16 protein-coding genes are annotated in these 16,375 nt (G+C 63.9%); 10 read left to right on the plus strand and 6 right to left on the minus strand.

Annotation, left to right across the window (positions count from 1 at the left end; all coding sequences use genetic code 11):
• Nucleotides 1-180: 180 nt before the first annotated feature.
• A complete protein-coding gene (locus RFM52_RS02895; protein WP_320295044.1) occupies nucleotides 181-771 on the minus strand; it encodes a transglycosylase SLT domain-containing protein in 591 nt (196 codons plus the stop codon).
• Between the two features lie 211 nt (nucleotides 772-982).
• On the opposite strand from RFM52_RS02895, the gene RFM52_RS02900 reads away from it, so the two are divergent.
• Both RFM52_RS02900 and RFM52_RS02905 read left to right on the plus strand, forming a co-directional pair.
• Entirely contained in the window at nucleotides 983-2,521 is a 1,539-nt protein-coding gene (locus RFM52_RS02900) for a trimethylamine methyltransferase family protein (protein WP_320295045.1), read from the plus strand.
• Nucleotides 2,522-2,584: 63 nt separating this feature from the next.
• On the plus strand, nucleotides 2,585-5,011 hold the full coding sequence (locus tag RFM52_RS02905) for a GcvT family protein (protein ID WP_320295046.1): 2,427 nt from the start codon (nucleotides 2,585-2,587) through the stop codon (nucleotides 5,009-5,011).
• A gap of 21 nt (nucleotides 5,012-5,032) precedes the next feature.
• Here the strand turns inward: RFM52_RS02905 and RFM52_RS02910 are convergent, their stop codons facing one another.
• Entirely contained in the window at nucleotides 5,033-5,431 is a 399-nt protein-coding gene (locus tag RFM52_RS02910; protein WP_320295047.1) for a DoxX family protein, read from the minus strand.
• A 68-nt stretch (nucleotides 5,432-5,499) separates the two neighbouring features.
• Between RFM52_RS02910 and RFM52_RS02915 the strand changes: the two genes are divergently transcribed.
• A complete protein-coding gene (locus RFM52_RS02915) occupies nucleotides 5,500-6,117 on the plus strand; it encodes a hypothetical protein (RefSeq protein ID WP_320295048.1) in 618 nt (205 codons plus the stop codon).
• A gap of 28 nt (nucleotides 6,118-6,145) precedes the next feature.
• Here RFM52_RS02915 and RFM52_RS02920 read toward each other — a convergent pair whose 3' ends face one another.
• Complete coding sequence (locus tag RFM52_RS02920) at nucleotides 6,146-6,922, minus strand: VOC family protein (protein ID WP_320295049.1); 777 nt, start codon at nucleotides 6,920-6,922, stop codon at nucleotides 6,146-6,148.
• 460 nt (nucleotides 6,923-7,382) lie between these two features.
• Here RFM52_RS02920 and RFM52_RS02925 point away from each other — a divergent pair, with 460 nt between their 5' ends.
• From RFM52_RS02925 to RFM52_RS02950, 6 genes are all read left to right on the plus strand, one after another.
• The gene (locus RFM52_RS02925; RefSeq protein WP_320295050.1) at nucleotides 7,383-8,120 is read left to right on the plus strand and encodes a gamma-glutamylcyclotransferase; all 738 of its coding nucleotides are present in this window, start codon (nucleotides 7,383-7,385) and stop codon (nucleotides 8,118-8,120) included.
• 114 nt (nucleotides 8,121-8,234) lie between these two features.
• A complete protein-coding gene (locus RFM52_RS02930; RefSeq protein WP_320295051.1) occupies nucleotides 8,235-9,599 on the plus strand; it encodes an NAD(P)-dependent oxidoreductase in 1,365 nt (454 codons plus the stop codon).
• 2 nt (nucleotides 9,600-9,601) lie between these two features.
• Nucleotides 9,602-10,915, plus strand: coding sequence for an NAD-dependent dihydropyrimidine dehydrogenase subunit PreA (preA, locus tag RFM52_RS02935; protein WP_320295052.1), 1,314 nt, complete (start codon nucleotides 9,602-9,604; stop codon nucleotides 10,913-10,915).
• 352 nt (nucleotides 10,916-11,267) lie between these two features.
• A complete protein-coding gene (locus RFM52_RS02940; RefSeq protein ID WP_320295053.1) occupies nucleotides 11,268-11,786 on the plus strand; it encodes an RrF2 family transcriptional regulator in 519 nt (172 codons plus the stop codon).
• 30 nt (nucleotides 11,787-11,816) lie between these two features.
• Nucleotides 11,817-12,275 carry a carboxymuconolactone decarboxylase family protein gene (locus RFM52_RS02945; RefSeq protein WP_320295054.1) on the plus strand — a complete coding sequence of 153 codons (459 nt, stop codon included), beginning with the start codon at nucleotides 11,817-11,819 and terminating at the stop codon, nucleotides 12,273-12,275.
• Between the two features lie 64 nt (nucleotides 12,276-12,339).
• Nucleotides 12,340-12,717, plus strand: a complete 378-nt coding sequence (locus RFM52_RS02950) for a DoxX family protein (protein ID WP_320295055.1) — start codon at nucleotides 12,340-12,342, stop codon at nucleotides 12,715-12,717.
• Nucleotides 12,718-12,727: 10 nt separating this feature from the next.
• On the opposite strand, the gene RFM52_RS02955 is transcribed toward RFM52_RS02950, so the two are convergent.
• The gene (locus RFM52_RS02955; protein WP_320295056.1) at nucleotides 12,728-13,450 is read right to left on the minus strand and encodes an SDR family oxidoreductase; all 723 of its coding nucleotides are present in this window, start codon (nucleotides 13,448-13,450) and stop codon (nucleotides 12,728-12,730) included.
• Nucleotides 13,447-14,292 carry an SDR family NAD(P)-dependent oxidoreductase gene (locus tag RFM52_RS02960; RefSeq protein WP_320295057.1) on the minus strand — a complete coding sequence of 282 codons (846 nt, stop codon included), beginning with the start codon at nucleotides 14,290-14,292 and terminating at the stop codon, nucleotides 13,447-13,449. Before RFM52_RS02960 ends, RFM52_RS02955 begins: the two co-directional genes overlap by 4 nt.
• 103 nt (nucleotides 14,293-14,395) lie before the next feature.
• Between RFM52_RS02960 and RFM52_RS02965 the strand changes: the two genes are divergently transcribed.
• The gene (locus RFM52_RS02965; protein WP_320295058.1) at nucleotides 14,396-15,268 is read left to right on the plus strand and encodes a helix-turn-helix transcriptional regulator; all 873 of its coding nucleotides are present in this window, start codon (nucleotides 14,396-14,398) and stop codon (nucleotides 15,266-15,268) included.
• Nucleotides 15,269-15,585: 317 nt separating this feature from the next.
• Here the strand turns inward: RFM52_RS02965 and RFM52_RS02970 are convergent, their stop codons facing one another.
• Nucleotides 15,586-16,215, minus strand: coding sequence for a TetR family transcriptional regulator C-terminal domain-containing protein (locus tag RFM52_RS02970; RefSeq protein WP_320295059.1), 630 nt, complete (start codon nucleotides 16,213-16,215; stop codon nucleotides 15,586-15,588).
• Nucleotides 16,216-16,375 lie beyond the last annotated feature (160 nt).

Here is a 16,375-nt window from a genome sequence, read left to right on the forward strand (position 1 = left end):
TGACCGCTCCAGACTTAAGCCGTCGCCGCTATTTTGCCTCTTGCCCAAGAGGGGCCGTCCATACATGACGAGGTTCAGGAGCCTTCAGCTCATCGCCAGGGTTTGCGCTGACTACCCCAACGGACGTTGATAGCCTTGCCCGACAAGCCTGCAATCGTTCAAAATCACAGTGTTGGAAAACTAGTTTCCGCATTGCCGTAGCTGCGCCTGGTAATCGCGGGCCATCTGGTCGGTGGCACGAGCATAGCCTTGAACACCGGCGTCGCCGCGGTTGCCGCGGCCATAGGCGGTCCAGCCGAGAAAGTAGGCCAGATAGAGATTGTAGGTGTCGTTGCGGGCGACGCCAAACGTGTCGGCGGTTTTTGAGTGGTACCAGCCGACGAAGTCGACAGCGTCGGCGAAGCGCGTGCGGCGCGCGGTCCAGTTGCCGGTCTCGCTTTGATATTGCGACCAGGTGCCGTCGAGCGCCTGCGAGTAGCCGGTGGCGCTCGAGACATGCGTCCACGGGATGAAGCCGAGCAGCTTGGTGCGCGGCGGGCGGGCATTGCTCTTGAAACCGGATTCCTTGCGCACCGTCGCCATCAGCACGGGAACGGGAACGCCGTATTTCTGCTCGGTCCGTTCGGCGGCGGACTGCCAGTTGTCGAACCAGCCGTCATTCTGGTCGAAGACGGCGCAGACATTGTTGATGTGACTGGGCGCCGTCGCGCAGGCCGAAAGCGCCAGCAGCACTGAGACAGCGACAATTTTACTAAAACTCGACCTACGCATTGGGAGACGAATAGGCCGAAATCATAAAAGGAGTCTTGCGCGGTTCCTTAACGTGGACGCCGAGGCACGAAAAAGCCGAGTGTCGATATTACGACTACCTGTGTCGCTATTTTCTTATTCTGTTTTGAAGAATGCCGCCTTGGCTAAAATCACGCCGGCAAATGACGAATTCCTGACAGCTCGCATGTCATGCCGGCGCTCTGATGCGCGCATGAGCGAACCAAGACGCAAGCGCGGCGCCGAGCGCACCAGCAACCGTGGCCCCGCGGCCATTCCACAACTGCCGCCGCGGCGGGTGGAGAATCCCTACCCGCCCATGGCGCTGCTGTCGGCCGACCAGATCGAGGCGATCCACCAGGCGTCGATGCACATCCTGGAAAATTTCGGCATCGAAGTGATGAGCGCGCGGGCGCTGTCGCTGTTCGAGCGCGCCGGCGCCAAGGTCGACCACGGCTCGATGAATGTGCGCATCGATCGCGGCATGGTCGAGGAGGCGCTGAAATCGACGCGCTCGACCTACACGCTGACCTCCCGAAACCCGGACCACGCCATCCATCTCGGCGGCAGCACCATCAACTTCACGCTCGTTGCCGGACCGCCCAATGTGCATGACATGGAACGCGGTCGCCGCGCCGGCAACCTTGCCGACTACTGCGACCTCGTGCGGTTGGCGCAGCATTTCAACTGCATCCACATGCTGGGCAACCAGGTCTGCGCGCCGATCGAGCTGCCGGCGAACACAAGGCATATGGACACCTATTTCGCCAACCTGACGCTGACCGACAAATGCTTCCATGTTTCGGCGATCGGCCGGGGCAGGGCACTCGACGGCATCGAGATGATGGCGATCGCGCGCGGGCTGACGCTGGATCAGATGCGCGACGATCCCGGCGTCACCACCGTCATTTCGGTCAACTCGCCGCGCCGCTTCGACGAGATGATGGCGGAAGGGCTGATGACCATGGCCGAATACGGCCAGTCGGTGGCGGTGACGCCGTTCACGCTGATGGGCGCGATGAGCCCGGTTACGCTGGCCGGCGCGCTGGCGCAGCAGAATGCCGAAGCGCTGTTCGGCGTGGTGCTCACGCAGCTGGTGCGCCCCGGCGCGCCGGTGATGTATGGCGCCTTCACCTCCAATGTCGACATGAAGTCGGGCGCGCCGGCCTTCGGCACGCCGGAAAACACCAAGGCAAACATCGCCTCGGGCCAGTTGGCGCGACGCTACAAATTGCCCTATCGCACCACGCCGGGCTCGGCCTCGAACGCGGCGGATGCGCAAGGCGCCTACGAGACGCTGATGGCGCTGTGGGGCGCGGTGCTCGGCCACGGCAATCTGGTCTATCATGCCGCCGGCTGGCAAGAGGGCGGGCTGACGGCGTCGTTCGAAAAGCTCATCATCGATGTCGAGATGATCCAGCATATGATGGAATTCCTGCGGCCGATCGTGGTCGACGAGGCGGAGCTGGCCGTGGAGGCGCTGGGCGCGGTGCCGACCGGCGGCCACTTCTTCGGCGAGCCGCACACGCTGGAGCGCTACGCCACCGCCTTCTACCAGCCGATGCTGTCCAACTGGCAGAATTACGAGGCCTGGCAGGAGGCCGGCGCGCTAGACACGACGGCGCGCGCGACGCGGCTTTGGAAGAAAGCGCTGGAGGAGTATGTCCAACCGGCCATGGATCCTGGCGTGCGCGAGGAGCTCGAAGCCTATATGGCGCGGCGCAAGGAAGCGATCGGGCAGGGTGAGCCGTGAGGGAACAGCTTCCCATCCTGATTCATTTCAACCTCTCAACTCACTGAATTAACGAGAAGAACCATGAAGTCGCATGCAAAGGTCGTGGTCATCGGTGGCGGTGTCGTCGGATGCTCGGTGCTGTTCCATCTTGCCCGCCACGGCTGGACCGATGTCGTGCTTTTGGAGCGCGACGAACTGACATCGGGCTCGACCTGGCATGCGGCCGGCGGCATGCACACCATCAATGGCGATCCCAACGTCGCCAAGCTGCAGAAATACACGATCTCGCTCTACAAGGAGATCGAGGAGCTTTCGGGACAGGCCACCGGCGTGCATCTTACCGGCGGCGTGCTTTTGGCGGCGACCGAGGCGCGGCTCGACTGGCTGCGCGGGGTCGTCTCCAAGGGCCGTTATCTCGGCATCGACCTCGAAGTCATTTCCGCAAAGGAAGCCGCGGAATTGATGCCGCTCATCGATCCCAGCCAGTTCGTCGGCGCCGTGCGCAACAAGGAGGACGGCCATCTCGACCCGTCGGGCGTAACGCATGCCTATGCCAAGGCGGCGCGCAAGCTCGGCGCCGAGGTCGAACGCTTCACCAAGGTCGAGGACATCGTGCGCCGGCCCGACGGATTGTGGCGCGTCATCACCAACAAGGGCGAGGTGGTGACCGAGCATGTCGTCAATGCCGGCGGGCTATGGGCGCGCGAGGTCGGCCGCATGGTCGGGCTCGAACTGCCGGTTCTGGCCATGGAGCACATGTACCTGATCACCGAGGACATGCCGGAGGTCGCCGACTGGAACAAGAAGACCGGCACCGAGATCATCCATGCCGTCGACTTCGACGGCGAGCTTTATCTGCGCCAGGAGCGTGGCGGCATGTTGATGGGCACCTATGAGAAGGCCAACAAGGTCTGGTCGGAGTTTCAGACGCCGTGGAATTTCGGCCACGAGCTCTTGGAGCCGGACATCGACCGCATCGCGCCGTCGCTCGAAGTCGGCTTCCGCCACTTCCCCGCCTTCCAGAAGACCGGCATCAAGCAGATCATCAATGGCCCCTTCACCTTCGCGCCGGACGGCAATCCGCTGGTCGGTCCGGTGCGCGGCCTGCCGGGCTTCTGGGTCGCCTGCGGCGTCATGGCCGGCTTCAGCCAGGGCGGCGGCGTCGGGTTGGCGCTCTCCAACTGGATGATCGAGGGCGATCCGGGCGCCGACATCTGGGCGATGGACGTGTCGCGCTATGGCGACTGGGCGACGATGGCCTATACCAACGCCAAGGTGCGCGAGAATTATTCGCGCCGCTTCTCGATCCGCTTTCCGAACGAGGAGCTGCCGGCCGGGCGGCCGCTCAAGACGACGCCGGTCTACGACACGCTTGCCGCCAAGGGCGCGCAATGGGGCGTGTCCTATGGGCTCGAAGTGCCGCTCTGGTATGCGCCGGACGGCGTCAAGGACGAGTTTTCGTGGCGGCGCTCGACCGACTTCGAGCATGTCGCAAAGGAAGTCGCGACGGTGCGCGACGGCGTTGGCCTGTCGGAGATTTCGAACTTCGCCAAATACAAGGTGACAGGCGAGGGCGCGGTCGCGTGGCTCGACCGCATGCTTGCCTGCAGGCTGCCAAAGCGCGGCCGCATGACGCTGGCGCCGATGCTGAAGGATGACGGCAAGCTGATCGGCGATTTCACGCTGGCCAATATCGACGACCACGAATGGTTCATCGCTGGCTCGGGCATCGCCGAGCAGTACCACATGCGCTGGTTCGAGGCGCATCTGCCGAAGGACGGTTCGGTGAAGATCGAGGCGCTGGGGCAGAAGCTCACCGGCCTCGCGATTGCCGGGCCGAAGGCGAGGGATGTGCTCGCCAAAGTCACCCGCGCCGATGTCTCCAACGCAGCGTTCCCCTTCATGGCGATGGCCAGGATGGATATCGGCATGGCGCCGTGCCTGGTCGGGCGCGTCAGCTACACCGGCGACCTCGGCTACGAGATCTGGGTGACGCCGGAATATCAACGCGCTGCCTATCAGGCGCTGATCACGGCCGGTGAGGAATTCGGCATCTCTCTGTTCGGCTCGCGCGCGCTCAATGCGCTGAGGCTGGAGAAAAACCACGGCTCATGGGCGCGCGAGTACCGGCCGATCTACGGGCCGGTCGAGGCCGGGCTCGACCGCTTCGTCGCCTATGGCAAAGACGCGGATTTCATCGGCAAGCAAGCAGCGCTCGCCGAGCGCAAGCAAGGCGGCAAGCTCCGGCTGCTCGCCTTCATCGTCGACGCCACCGATGCCGATGTCATTGGCGACGAAGCGATTTGGCACGACGGCGTCGTGCGCGGCTGGGTTACGTCCGGCGGCTACGCCCACAATGCGAAGAAGTCGGTTGCGTTGGGCTATGTGCCGAAGGAAATCGCCGACAAGCCGGATGGCTTCGAGATCGAGATCCTCGGCAAGCGCCGTGCGGCGCGTGTTCAGGCGGCGCCGCTGTTCGATGCCAATTTCGAGCGGATGCGCGCCTGACGGTGGCGCACATCCCTGCCATCAAGCCTTGGCGCTCTCGCGATTGTCCACCGCGAAGGCGCCCGGACCGGCAAAGAACAGATAGAGGAAGACAAAGCAGAATAGGATGGCTGCGTCGCCGCCGTTGTTGGCCGGGAAGAAGTCGCGCGGGAAATGCGCCATGAAATAGGCGATCGCCATTTCGCCGGCGAGAAGGAAGGCGACCGGACGAGTGAAGAGGCCAAGCGCCAGAAGGATGCCGCCGGCGAATTCGAGAATGCCGGCACCTGTCGTCAGTCCGGTGAGCGCATGCGGCTCGGCAGCGGCCGGGAAGTTGAACAGCTTCTGCGAGCCATGTTCGATGAACTGCAAGGCGGTCATGATGCGCAATATGCCCAGCGCCTGTGGCCGGTACTGAGCAAGGCTTTCGAAAAGCTTCATTTAAAACTCCAATTTTACCCCCGCTCGGGGCCTTAAATTATCGCCCGGCGACGGACCACTCACTTCCCTTGGCCTGCTATCAACAATCGGTGAGTGGAAAGGGTTTCAATCCCCATATTTCTTCTCTCTATGGTTGCAAATATATCCTTATGGTTGTATTGCTGCATGACGCATCAAACCAAGCGAGTCCCTTGACCATGAGAAAAGTCGTCATCAGCCTCTTCGCAATCCTTGCTGGCACCAGCTTCGCCATGGCCGCCGGTACTGGCTGCGATGCCTTCAAATGGCCGGTCGAGCGCGAGCAGGCCCTGTTTCCGGAGGCGACGGCCGCCCAGTCCGGCGCGACCCTGACGGTCGGGCAAGCAGTGGATTTCTCGCTCGAGGCCGCCGACACGGTCAGCTTTGAAGTGCCGCCGGAGCGCGCACCGGCAGCCGGTACGTTCGGCGCGACGGCGAATGTGACCGTGCCACCGGAAGGCGAGCTTCAGGTCAGCCTGTCCGACGAGGCCTGGATCGATGTCGTGCAGGACGGCAAGAGCGTGAAATCGGCGGCGTTCAGCGGCGTGAAGAGCTGCCCGGGTATCCGCAAGAGCGTGCGCTTCAAGCTCGCGGGCGGCGCGGCGATCATCCAGCTCAGCGGCGCGAAAAAGGCCGATCTGAAGGTGGCGGTGCTGACGCCGGAGTGATCCGGCGCCAGCCAGCAAGCAGGGCGCGTTATCGTACGGGGGCGAGCAATGCGAAATGCGCGCCTTGCGGGTCCTGGCACTGGATGATCCACTGGCCGCTCGGCACATCCATCGGACCCATGATGACCTTGCCGCCATTGTCGATGACGCGCTTGGCGGCGGCGTCGATGGCGTCGACGTTGAAGTAGAACTGCCAGACGGGAACCGGGATCTGCGGCGGCTTGTTCATGATGCCGCCGCCGGATTCGGGGCCGGCGCCGAAGGTTTTGTAGATGCCCATCTCGCCCATGTCGAACTCGCCGGCGCTCTCCCAGCCGAACTGACTGGAATAGAAATCGAAGGCGGCTTTCCAGTCCGAGGTGTAGAGCTCGTGCCAGCCGACATGGCCAAGCGTCGTCGCCGGCACTGGCGGCTGCTCCGGCTGGTTGGGTTGCAAGAACATGAAGGCCGCGCCTTGCGGGTCGGCGACGACCGCGAAGCGGCCGACGCCCGGAATGTCGTCCGGGGCGCGGTGCACCGCACCACCCGCGTCCTTGAGCGCTTGCGTCGAGGCGTCGACATCCTTGGTGTAGATGTAGCCCACCCAGGCCGGCGGCATGCCCATCTTGGCGGGCTCTTCCGGCATCGTCATCAGCCCACCGACGCCGCGCACGGCGGAGTTCACGACGATGTAGCGCGGCATGCCGGGCGCCTTGTCGAAAGGTTCGGCCTTCCAGCCGACGACAGCGGTGTAGAAAGCCTCGGCGGCGTCGAGGTCGGTGGTCATCAATTCGTACCAGAAGAAAGGTTGCGGGGATTTCGGCATGGTCGGTCTCCTCACCGGTTCAGGCAGCGATCGTTGTTCGATCCATCCTAGGGTATGTTGAGTTTAGGTGATGCCGGCCTGCAAATGCCGGTTTTCTGCGCTTCCGGTGCTCACGTACTCAAGTACGCTCCGCTCCGGCCTTCGCCGGCCGAAGCCCTCATAAGTGTTTCCGCCCTATGAAGGCTACCGCCGGCGTTCTCGAAAACCGCCTTTTTCGGCGCGGCCTGACCTGAACCTCGACACACCTTAGGACGATGCTCGCGACAGAAATCCGACATCTGGGCCGGAATTCGAGAACGGCAAGGCGTTGCTGCGTAGGTTCGCAACGGTTTGGAGGACGATCAATACTCAAGGCGCGTCGTTTGAATTCACGTTTCTGCGCGGCCGCCCGTAGCCGCCGATCTTGCGCAGCCGGCGCTTTTCGACTTTGCTGCGCCAAAAGAGGGGTTCGCGTTTTCCGATGCGCCACATGTCACTGACGCCCGAGCTTGTCGCTCTTTGCCATCGCGAAGAGATCGATCCCGGTCCGAGCGGTGGGTGGGCGCAGCTCAGCGACGACGATTTCAGCGCGCTCGCCACGCGTCTCGCCGGAGAAGCCGACGACGGACCGCTCTGGGTATTCGCCTATGGTTCGCTGATCTGGAAACCGGCCTTCGAGTCGGTCGAGCAACGGCGCGCCTCGGCGCATGGCTGGCACCGGTCGTTCTGCCTCGACATGGTCCGCTGGCGCGGCAGCCGCGAGCAGCCCGGCCTGATGATGGCGCTGGAACGGGGCGGGCGCTGCGACGGCGTCATCTATCGTTTGCCGGATGGCGAGAAGCCAGCCCAGATCGAAAGGCTGCTGCGGCGTGAGATCGACGACCACGAGAGCGTCAGCTCGGTCCGGTGGGTTCCGGTGCGCACGGCACAAGGCCGGCTGCGAGCGCTGGGCTTCTGGGTTGGCGTGACCGGCAGGGGGACGTCGCTCGGGCAGCCGCTGGAAAAGGTTGCCTGGGTGCTGGCACGCGCCTGCGGTCATGTCGGTTCGGGCGCCGAATACCTCTACAACACCGTCAGCCACCTCGAGACCTTCGGCATTCATGACCGCAATCTGTGGCGGCTGCAGGAACTTGTGGCGGACGAGGTGCGCTCGATCCACGGCCACAGGATCACAGGCGGCGAGCCGTCGGCCATGGAAATCGCCGCCGCTATAACATGAGTGTATTTATCATATTTTATCCAGCCATTACAGCGACTTGGCCGAAAATTGACCAATTGATAAAAAAATAAAACGTGCTAGCCTTCCCCAAAACGACAACAAAGGGGAGTTGGAATGGCGACTGGTCATTTCATCGAAGGCATTGCCGGCGGCCGGCTGTCTTCGGAGCAATATGCCGACAATTTTTCCGACCTGCATCCGCCGCTCGACCACCATGAGGCGCTGGTCGAATCCGATCGCTGCTATTTCTGCTACGACGCGCCGTGCATGAATGCATGTCCGACGTCGATCGACATCCCGTTGTTCATCCGGCAGATCGCCACCGGCAATCCGCTGGGCTCGGCCAAGACGATCTTCGACCAGAATATCCTCGGCGGCATGTGCGCCCGCGTCTGCCCGACCGAGACACTGTGCGAAGAGGTCTGCGTGCGCGAGGTGGCGGAGGGCAAGCCGGTCCAGATCGGCCGGCTGCAGCGCTACGCCACCGACGTCGCCATGAGCGAGGAGAAGCAGTTCTACAAGCGCGCCGAGCCGACCGGGAAGACGGTCGCCGTGGTCGGCGCCGGGCCGGCAGGGCTGGCGGCGGCGCATCGCCTTGCCCGTCACGGTCATGACGTGACGATCCTCGAGGCGCGGCCGAAGGCCGGCGGCCTCAACGAATATGGCATTGCCGCCTATAAGAGCGTCGACGATTTCGCCCAGGCCGAGGTCGAGTATGTCACCGCGATCGGCGGCATCGACATCCAGAACGGCAAGGCGCTCGGCCGCGACTTCCAACTCGCCGACCTGATGCGCAACTACGATGCGGTTTTCCTCGGCCTCGGTCTCGGCGGCGTCAATGCGTTGCGCGCCGAAGGCGAGGATGCCGACGGTGTCGCCAATGCCGTCGAGTTCATCGCGGAGCTTCGGCAAGCGAGCGATCTTTCCGGCCTGCCGGTCGGTCGGCGCGTCGTCGTCATCGGCGGCGGCATGACAGCGATCGACGCCGCGGTGCAGTCGAAGCTGCTCGGCGCGGAGGAGGTGACGGTCTGTTACCGGCGCGGCCAGGAGCACATGAACGCCTCCGGCTTCGAGCAGGACCTGGCCGCCGCCAACGGCGTCACTATCCGCCATTGGCTGCAGCCGAAGCGCGTCATTGCCGAAAACGGCAAGGTCTCGGCGATCGAGCTTGAATACACCGCGATGAACGGCGACAAGCTCGCCGGTACTGGCGAAACGCTGCGGCTCAATGCCGACCAGGTGTTCAAGGCGATTGGCCAGAGCTTCGTGCCGGCGCATCTCAATGGCAGCGGCGAGCAGATCAACCTCGAAGGCGGCCGCATCAAGGTCGATGCCGAAGGCCGCACGTCGCTGGCAAAAGTCTGGGCCGGCGGCGACTGTATCTTCGGCGGCGACGATTTGACCGTTTCGGCGGTGGCGCAAGGGCGCGACGCGGCCGAGAGCATCCACCGGGCACTGACCTCTAACGGGAGGGCATGAGCATGGCAGACATCCGCAACAATTTCGTCGGCATCAAATCGCCCAATCCGTTCTGGCTGGCCTCGGCGCCGCCGACCGACAAGGCCTATAATGTCGAGCGCGCCTTCAAGGCCGGCTGGGGCGGCGTTGTGTGGAAGACGCTGGGCGAAGAAGGTCCGCCGGTCGTCAACGTCAACGGACCGCGCTACGGCGCGATCTGGGGCGCCGATCGCCGGCTGCTCGGCCTGAACAACATCGAGCTGATCACCGACCGCGACCTGCAGACCAATCTGCGCGAGATCAAGCAGGTCAAGAAGGACTGGCCCGACCGCGCCATCGTCGTTTCGCTGATGGTGCCCTGCGTCGAGGACGCCTGGAAGGCGATCCTGCCGGTGGTCGAGGAGACTGAGGCCGACGGCATCGAGCTCAATTTCGGCTGCCCGCACGGCATGTCGGAGCGCGGCATGGGTGCCGCGGTCGGCCAGGTGCCGGAATATATCGAAATGGTGGTGCGCTGGTGCAAGCAGAACACCCGCATGCCGGTCATCACCAAGCTGACGCCCAACATCACGGACGTGCGCAAGCCGGCGCGGGCGGCGCTTGCGGGGGGAACGGATGCGGTGTCGCTGATCAACACGATCAACTCGATCACCGGCGTCGATCTCGATAGTTTCGCGCCTATGCCGACCATCGACGGAAAGGGTTCGCATGGCGGCTATTGCGGCCCGGCGGTGAAGCCGATCGCCATGAACATGGTGGCCGAGATCGCGCGCGACGCCGAAACGCACGGCCTGCCGATCTCCGGTATCGGCGGCATCACCACCTGGCGCGACGCGGCCGAATTCATGGCGCTCGGCGCCGGCAACGTGCAGGTCTGCACGGCGGCCATGACCTACGGCTTCAAGATCGTGCAGGAGATGATCGCCGGGCTGGAGAACTGGATGGACGAGAAGGGGCATGCCTCGCTCTCCGACATCATCGGCCGCGCCACGCCCAACGTCACCGACTGGCAGTACCTCAACCTCAACTATGTCGCCAAGGCGCATATCGACCAGGACGCCTGCATCAAATGCGGCCGCTGCCACATCGCCTGCGAGGACACCTCGCACCAGGCGATCACCAGCATGGTGAATGGCGCCAGGCATTTCGAGGTGATCGAGGCCGAATGCGTCGGCTGCAATCTCTGCGTCAATGTCTGCCCGGTCGAAGGCTGCATCACCATGGAGCCGCTGGCGGCCGGCGCGTTGGACCAGCGCACCGGCAAGCCGGTGTCGCCGATCTACGCCAACTGGACGACGCACCCCAACAATCCGATGGCCAAGGTGGCTGCCGAATAGGCTTGGGTTCCTCGCCCCACGCAGTGGGGAGAGGTGGCCCGGCGAAGCCGGGACGGAGAGGGGCCTTGGCGGCTGGGAACTTGCCCCCAGGGTCGTGATCTATCTTGCGTCTGGTCCTGCGCCGGTTTTGACTTCGCAAAAGTCGTCCCCCTCTCCGTCCCGGCTTCGCCGGGCCACCTCTCCCCCGCTTTGCGGGGTGCGAGGAACCCAAGTCCTGCTAAGCGCGGTGCCAGAAACGATCTGATCTCTTCCCTCACATTCCTGAGTGTTGCGAAGCAGGCGATCTTCGTTTTCTCTATTGCAGATAAAACTTATCCATGATAAAAGATATCCATGAATAGAGATCGGCATCATGAAGCTGGGCGATGGTGTTGAAGCGGCCATCCACTGTGCGGCGACACTGGCCAGCGTCGACGGCAACAGCACGATGCCGGGCGCGGCGCTGGCCGAGGCGTTCGGGCTGTCGCCGAGCTATCTGCTCAAGCATCTCAACCAGCTGACGGCGGCGCGCATCCTGGAATCGCTGCCTGGACCCGCGGGCGGCTATCGACTGGCGCGGGCGGCGGAACAGATCACACTGCTCGATGTCGTGCTGGCCATAGAGGGGCGCGAGCCGGCGTTTCGCTGCGGCGAGATACGCCAACGCGGCCCGGTCAAGATCGACGCCTCGGCCTATGTGAAGCCCTGCGGCATCAATGCCGCGATGCTCAAGGCGGAGCGCGCCTATCGGGCGGCGCTCGCGGAAGTGAAGCTGTCCGACATCGTGGCCGAGTACGCCGCCGAAGGCGACCGGCGATCCTATGCCGCGAGCTGCGCTTTCGTCGAGCGTCACCAGCGGCCGCAGAAATCCGCTTCCTCCAAACAGACTTAACCCGCCAGACAATGTGGAAAGGCAAAGACGATGAAACAGAGACTTCAATTTTATGCCAAGGCGCCGGCTCTCATGAAGGCAGTGACCGAGCTCAACACGGCTGTCGAGGAGAGCGGGCTGGAGGCCAGCCTGATCCATTTGGTCAAGCTCCGGGCTTCTCAGATCAATGGCTGCTCCTACTGCGTCGACATGCACAGCCGTGAGGCAAGGCGCGACGGCGAGACCGAGCAGCGTCTCTATCTGGTCGCCGCCTGGAAGGAATCGCCGCTGTTCTCCGAGCGCGAGAGGGCGGCATTTGCCTGGACCGAGGCGGTGACCAACATTTCCGACAACGGTGTTCCGGACGATCTCTATGCCGCAACGCTGCAGCATTTCTCCGACGAGGAACTTGTGAAGCTGACCGTGCTGGTTGGCATGATCAATATGTGGAATCGCCTCGCCATACCGTTCCGCTCCGTCCATCCGGTCGAAAAGGCAAAGGCTGCCTGATCTTGCTGCCGCGGCGTGGGCCCGCTGAGCGGCCCACGCCTTTTTTCAGCGAAAGAACAACGACATGTTCGAGAATTTTCAGAACGAGATTCTTGTCGTGGCGCGCTTGCTGCTTGGCGGCGCTTTCGTCTTTGCCGGACTGCGCAACATCCAGAACAGAAAGCTGGTCGCTTCGCTGATGACCGCGCGCGGCGTGCCGCGAGCGATGCTGGCTCTCTGGCTGGGCATCGTCTTGCAGGTCGTTGCCGGCGCGCTGGTGATCGCCGGCCCGTGGACCGCGCCAGTGGCGGCGGCCCTGATCCTTTTCCTCATCGTCGCGACGCCGATGTTTCACAATTTCTGGGACCATCAAGGCGCGGATCGCGCTACCCGTATAAATGGCGCCGTCAGCAATGTTGCTTTGGTCGGTGGCTTCCTGGCGCTGATCGCGCATTCGCTTTGACGGTCCCGGGCTAGGCCGCGAACCGCAATCCGCCGTCGCAGGTCAGCACCTGGCCGGTCATGAAGCCGTTGGAGACCAGGAAGGCAATCGCCCCGGCGACGTCCTCGGCGCGGCCGATGCGGCCGACTGGGGTCTTGCCGGCATATTCGGCAAACACCGCCTGCCGCTGATCGTCCGGCAAAAAGTCCCACCAGGGCGTGTCGATGACGCCGGGGGCGACGACGTTGACGCGCAGCGGCTTCAGCTCGACCGCCAGGATCGGCGCGACGGTCAAGAGCATGCCGTTGATGGCGCCGATGCCGGCGACGCCGGGCGCTGCAATCTGCGCCGAGACGGCCGAGATGAAGGTGACCGATCCGGCCTTGTTCAAGGTCGGCAGGGCCGCCTGCAGGCAGGACAATTGCGGCCGGATCTTCTCGTCGACTCCGCTGCCGATATCGGCAAGGTCGAGCGTCGCGAACGGTCCCAGCCCCTTGCCGCCGCTCGCGGCGAGGATAAGGTGATCGAACGGCCCGAGACCATCGAAGAAATGCCGGACCTCGTCCGGCTTCGCGGCGTCGAACGCGGCCTTGCCGACGGTCCCGCCAAGGGCCTTCCACGCACCTTTGAGCTTCTCCTCGTTGCGGCCGGTGATCGTAACCTTCATGCCGGGACCGACCAGCCGCTTGGCCGTGGCAAAGCCGATGCCGGATGAGCCGCCGATGATGACGCAATGTTCGATGGTCTCGCTCATGAGTGCTGTTCCTTAGGTTTGGAGGATGGACCCTCGATCAGTTCGAGGCTCAGTGCCCGCAATTGGCGGCGGGCCTTTTCGTCATAGGCCTGCGCATCGGCGCGCGATTCCCGCTGACCGTCGAAATAAAGGCCACTGCGTCCTTCGAGCGCCGGCGATACTGCGAGGTTCAGGATGGCGTCGGCGCCGGTCTCGACCGAGCTCCACGGCGTGACGCCCGCCTGCCGGACCATGGTGGTGTCCATGTAGCTTGCCGGGTGGAGCGCATTGACGGTGACGCCGGTGCCGTCGAGCTGGTCGGCCAGATCGACGGTGAACAGGATCTGCGCCAGCTTGCTCTGGCAGTAGGCGCGCACGCCGCTATAGCCATGCGTCAGCATGACATCGTCGAAATCGATCGCCTGCTGGCCGGCCGAAGCGACGTTGACGATGCGCGCCGGCGCGCTTGCCTTGAGAAGCGGCAAGAGTTCCGACGTCAGCAGGAAGCCGGCGAGATAGTTGACCGCGAAGCGCAGCTCATGGCCGTCGGCGCTGACCTGCCGCCTGGCGCCCTGGCCGGCGGTGCCGACGCCGGCATTGTTGATCAGGACGTCGAGCCGGTCGGTCCTGGCGCGTACCGCTTCGGCGAGGCGGTGCACTTCGGTGAGCGAAGCGAGGTCGGCGGCGAGAAACTCCGCCTTGCCACCCTTTGCCTCTATGGCGGCGACCGTCGCCTCGGCGCGGCCTGCGTCGCGGCCATGCACCAGCACGCGAGCGCCGGCGGCGCCGAGCCTTTCCGCGACCACACGGCCGACGCCGTCGGTAGAGCCGGTGACGAGAATTGTCTTGTCCTTGAGTTCCATGCTCAGAGCCTCCTTGCGCTGCTCTAAACGGAAAGATGGGACAGCACGGGCGTCCCAAACAGTTCAAACTTTATCCTGGTATCGGTACTGCTATAATAGACGCATGGATGCCATTGCCCATTCCCCTGAAGATCATCGCCGTCGCGAGCTTGGCGCCTTCCTGCGCTCCCGCCGCGAAAGGCTCTCGCCCGATGCAGCCGGCATCGCCTGTGGCGCGCGGCGGCGGACGCCGGGACTGCGGCGCGAGGAAGTGGCGATGATCGCCGGCGTCGGCACGACCTGGTACACCTGGCTGGAGCAGGGCAGGGACGTGCGGCCTTCGGTCGAGGTGCTGTCGGCGCTCTGCCAGGCACTGCGGCTCGACGGCGCCGAGCAGCGGCATCTGTTCACGCTCGCCGGCCGCCAGCAACCAGAGCGGCGGCGCATCGTTGCGGGAAAGGTCGAGGGACCCTTGCTGCACATGCTGCAGAGCCTTGTGCTGCAACCCGCCTATGTCGTCGGCCCGCGCTGGGATGTGCTGGCCTGGAATGACGCGGCGGTCGCCATTTTCGGCGACTACGGCCAGTTGGAGGGCGATGCCCGCAACATCATCCACGGCGTCTTCGCCGATCCGCATCGGCGGCATCTGCTGGTCGACTGGGAGCAAGTAGCCCGTGCAACCCTTGCCGCGTTCCGCGCCGAGAGCGCGAAATACACCGGCGATCCGGACTTCGAGCGGCTGATCGCGCTGATGATGCGCTCGAGCCCCGAGTTCCGCGAGTGGTGGCCGCAGCGCGATGTGGTGCACCGGCTTTCCGGGCTCAAGCATCTGCGGCATCCGATCGCCGGCGCGATGACGTTCGAACATATGAGCCTGTCGATCGATGACGGTTCGGATATGAGGCTGATCGTCTACACGCCGCTGGCGGAGCAGAACTCGGTGGCGAAGTTGCGGAAGCTGCTGGATACAATTCCGGTGGAGCGCCGCAGCGCGTAACGTTGATGGCTGCAGCCCCTCAGCTTCGTCATCCACGGGCGGAGCAAGGAGCGTAGCGACGCGGCGCAGACCCGAGGATCCATGCCGCGACTTCAAAGCGCTGCTGCGGTGCAGAACTGGCTCTGGCTGGGCGCGACGATCATTCTGAATCGCTGTGCTCTTTGGCGAGCGTCACGGCATGGATTCTAGGGTCTGCGCGCGTCGCTTCGCTCCTTGCTCCGCCCTAGAATGACGAAATCAATGTGCGCTTCAGCCAATCTCCGCAGCCTGAGACAGCTCGACGACCGACAAAGCTTGTACTGGTTTGATGTCGCGCCTCAGCCCTTAGGCTTCAGCCCATCCAGGAACAGCTGCTCCAGGAAGCGCGCCGCGTCCTCGAAGCGGCCCTCGCCGCCGCGGTCGGCGCCGAGCACGGCGCGCACCTGGACGTCGAAATCGGCATAATGCTGCGTCGTCGCCCAGATCGAGAAGATCAGGTGCCAGGGATCGGTGCGGGCGATCTTGCCGGCGCGCATCCAACCCTTGATGACGGTGGCCTTCTCGTCGACCAGGGTTTTCAGCTCGCCCTCCAGCATCGGCTTGATGCGCGGCGCGCCCTGCAGGATCTCGTTGGCGAAGAGCCGGCTTTCGCGCGGGAAGTCGCGCGCCATTTCGAGCTTCCGGCGGATGTAGCTCCTGAGCTCCGTCAGCGGATCGCCGATGTCGTCCAGCTCGCGCAAGGGCGCCAGCCAGGTGTCGAGCAGGCGCTGCATCAACGTCTCGTGAATGTCTTCCTTGCGGCGGAAGTAATAGAGAAGGTTCGGCTTCGACATGCCGGCGGCTTCGGCGATCTGGTCGATGGTCGAGCCGCGAAAACCGTTGGCGGAGAAGACTTCGAGCGCGGCTTCCAGGATGAGCTCGCGCTTTTCCTGCTGGATGCGGGTGCGGCGGGGAGCTGAGCCTTCCATCGCCGCCGTCATCCTTGCCGGCCGTCTTCGCGCGGGCTCTCTGGACCAATTGTCTGGACCAGTTTTTCCTTGGGCTGTGGAGCGCGCTTTCGATGCCGCATTTCCGCTAGTAATCCTTGGACCGCCGACAGGCGGTGCTAACGTTTGTCCAACCGGTCAA

Origin of the sequence: Mesorhizobium humile, assembly GCF_033977215.1 — a bacterium.
GTDB classification, from domain to species: Bacteria; Pseudomonadota; Alphaproteobacteria; order Rhizobiales; family Rhizobiaceae; genus Mesorhizobium; species Mesorhizobium humile.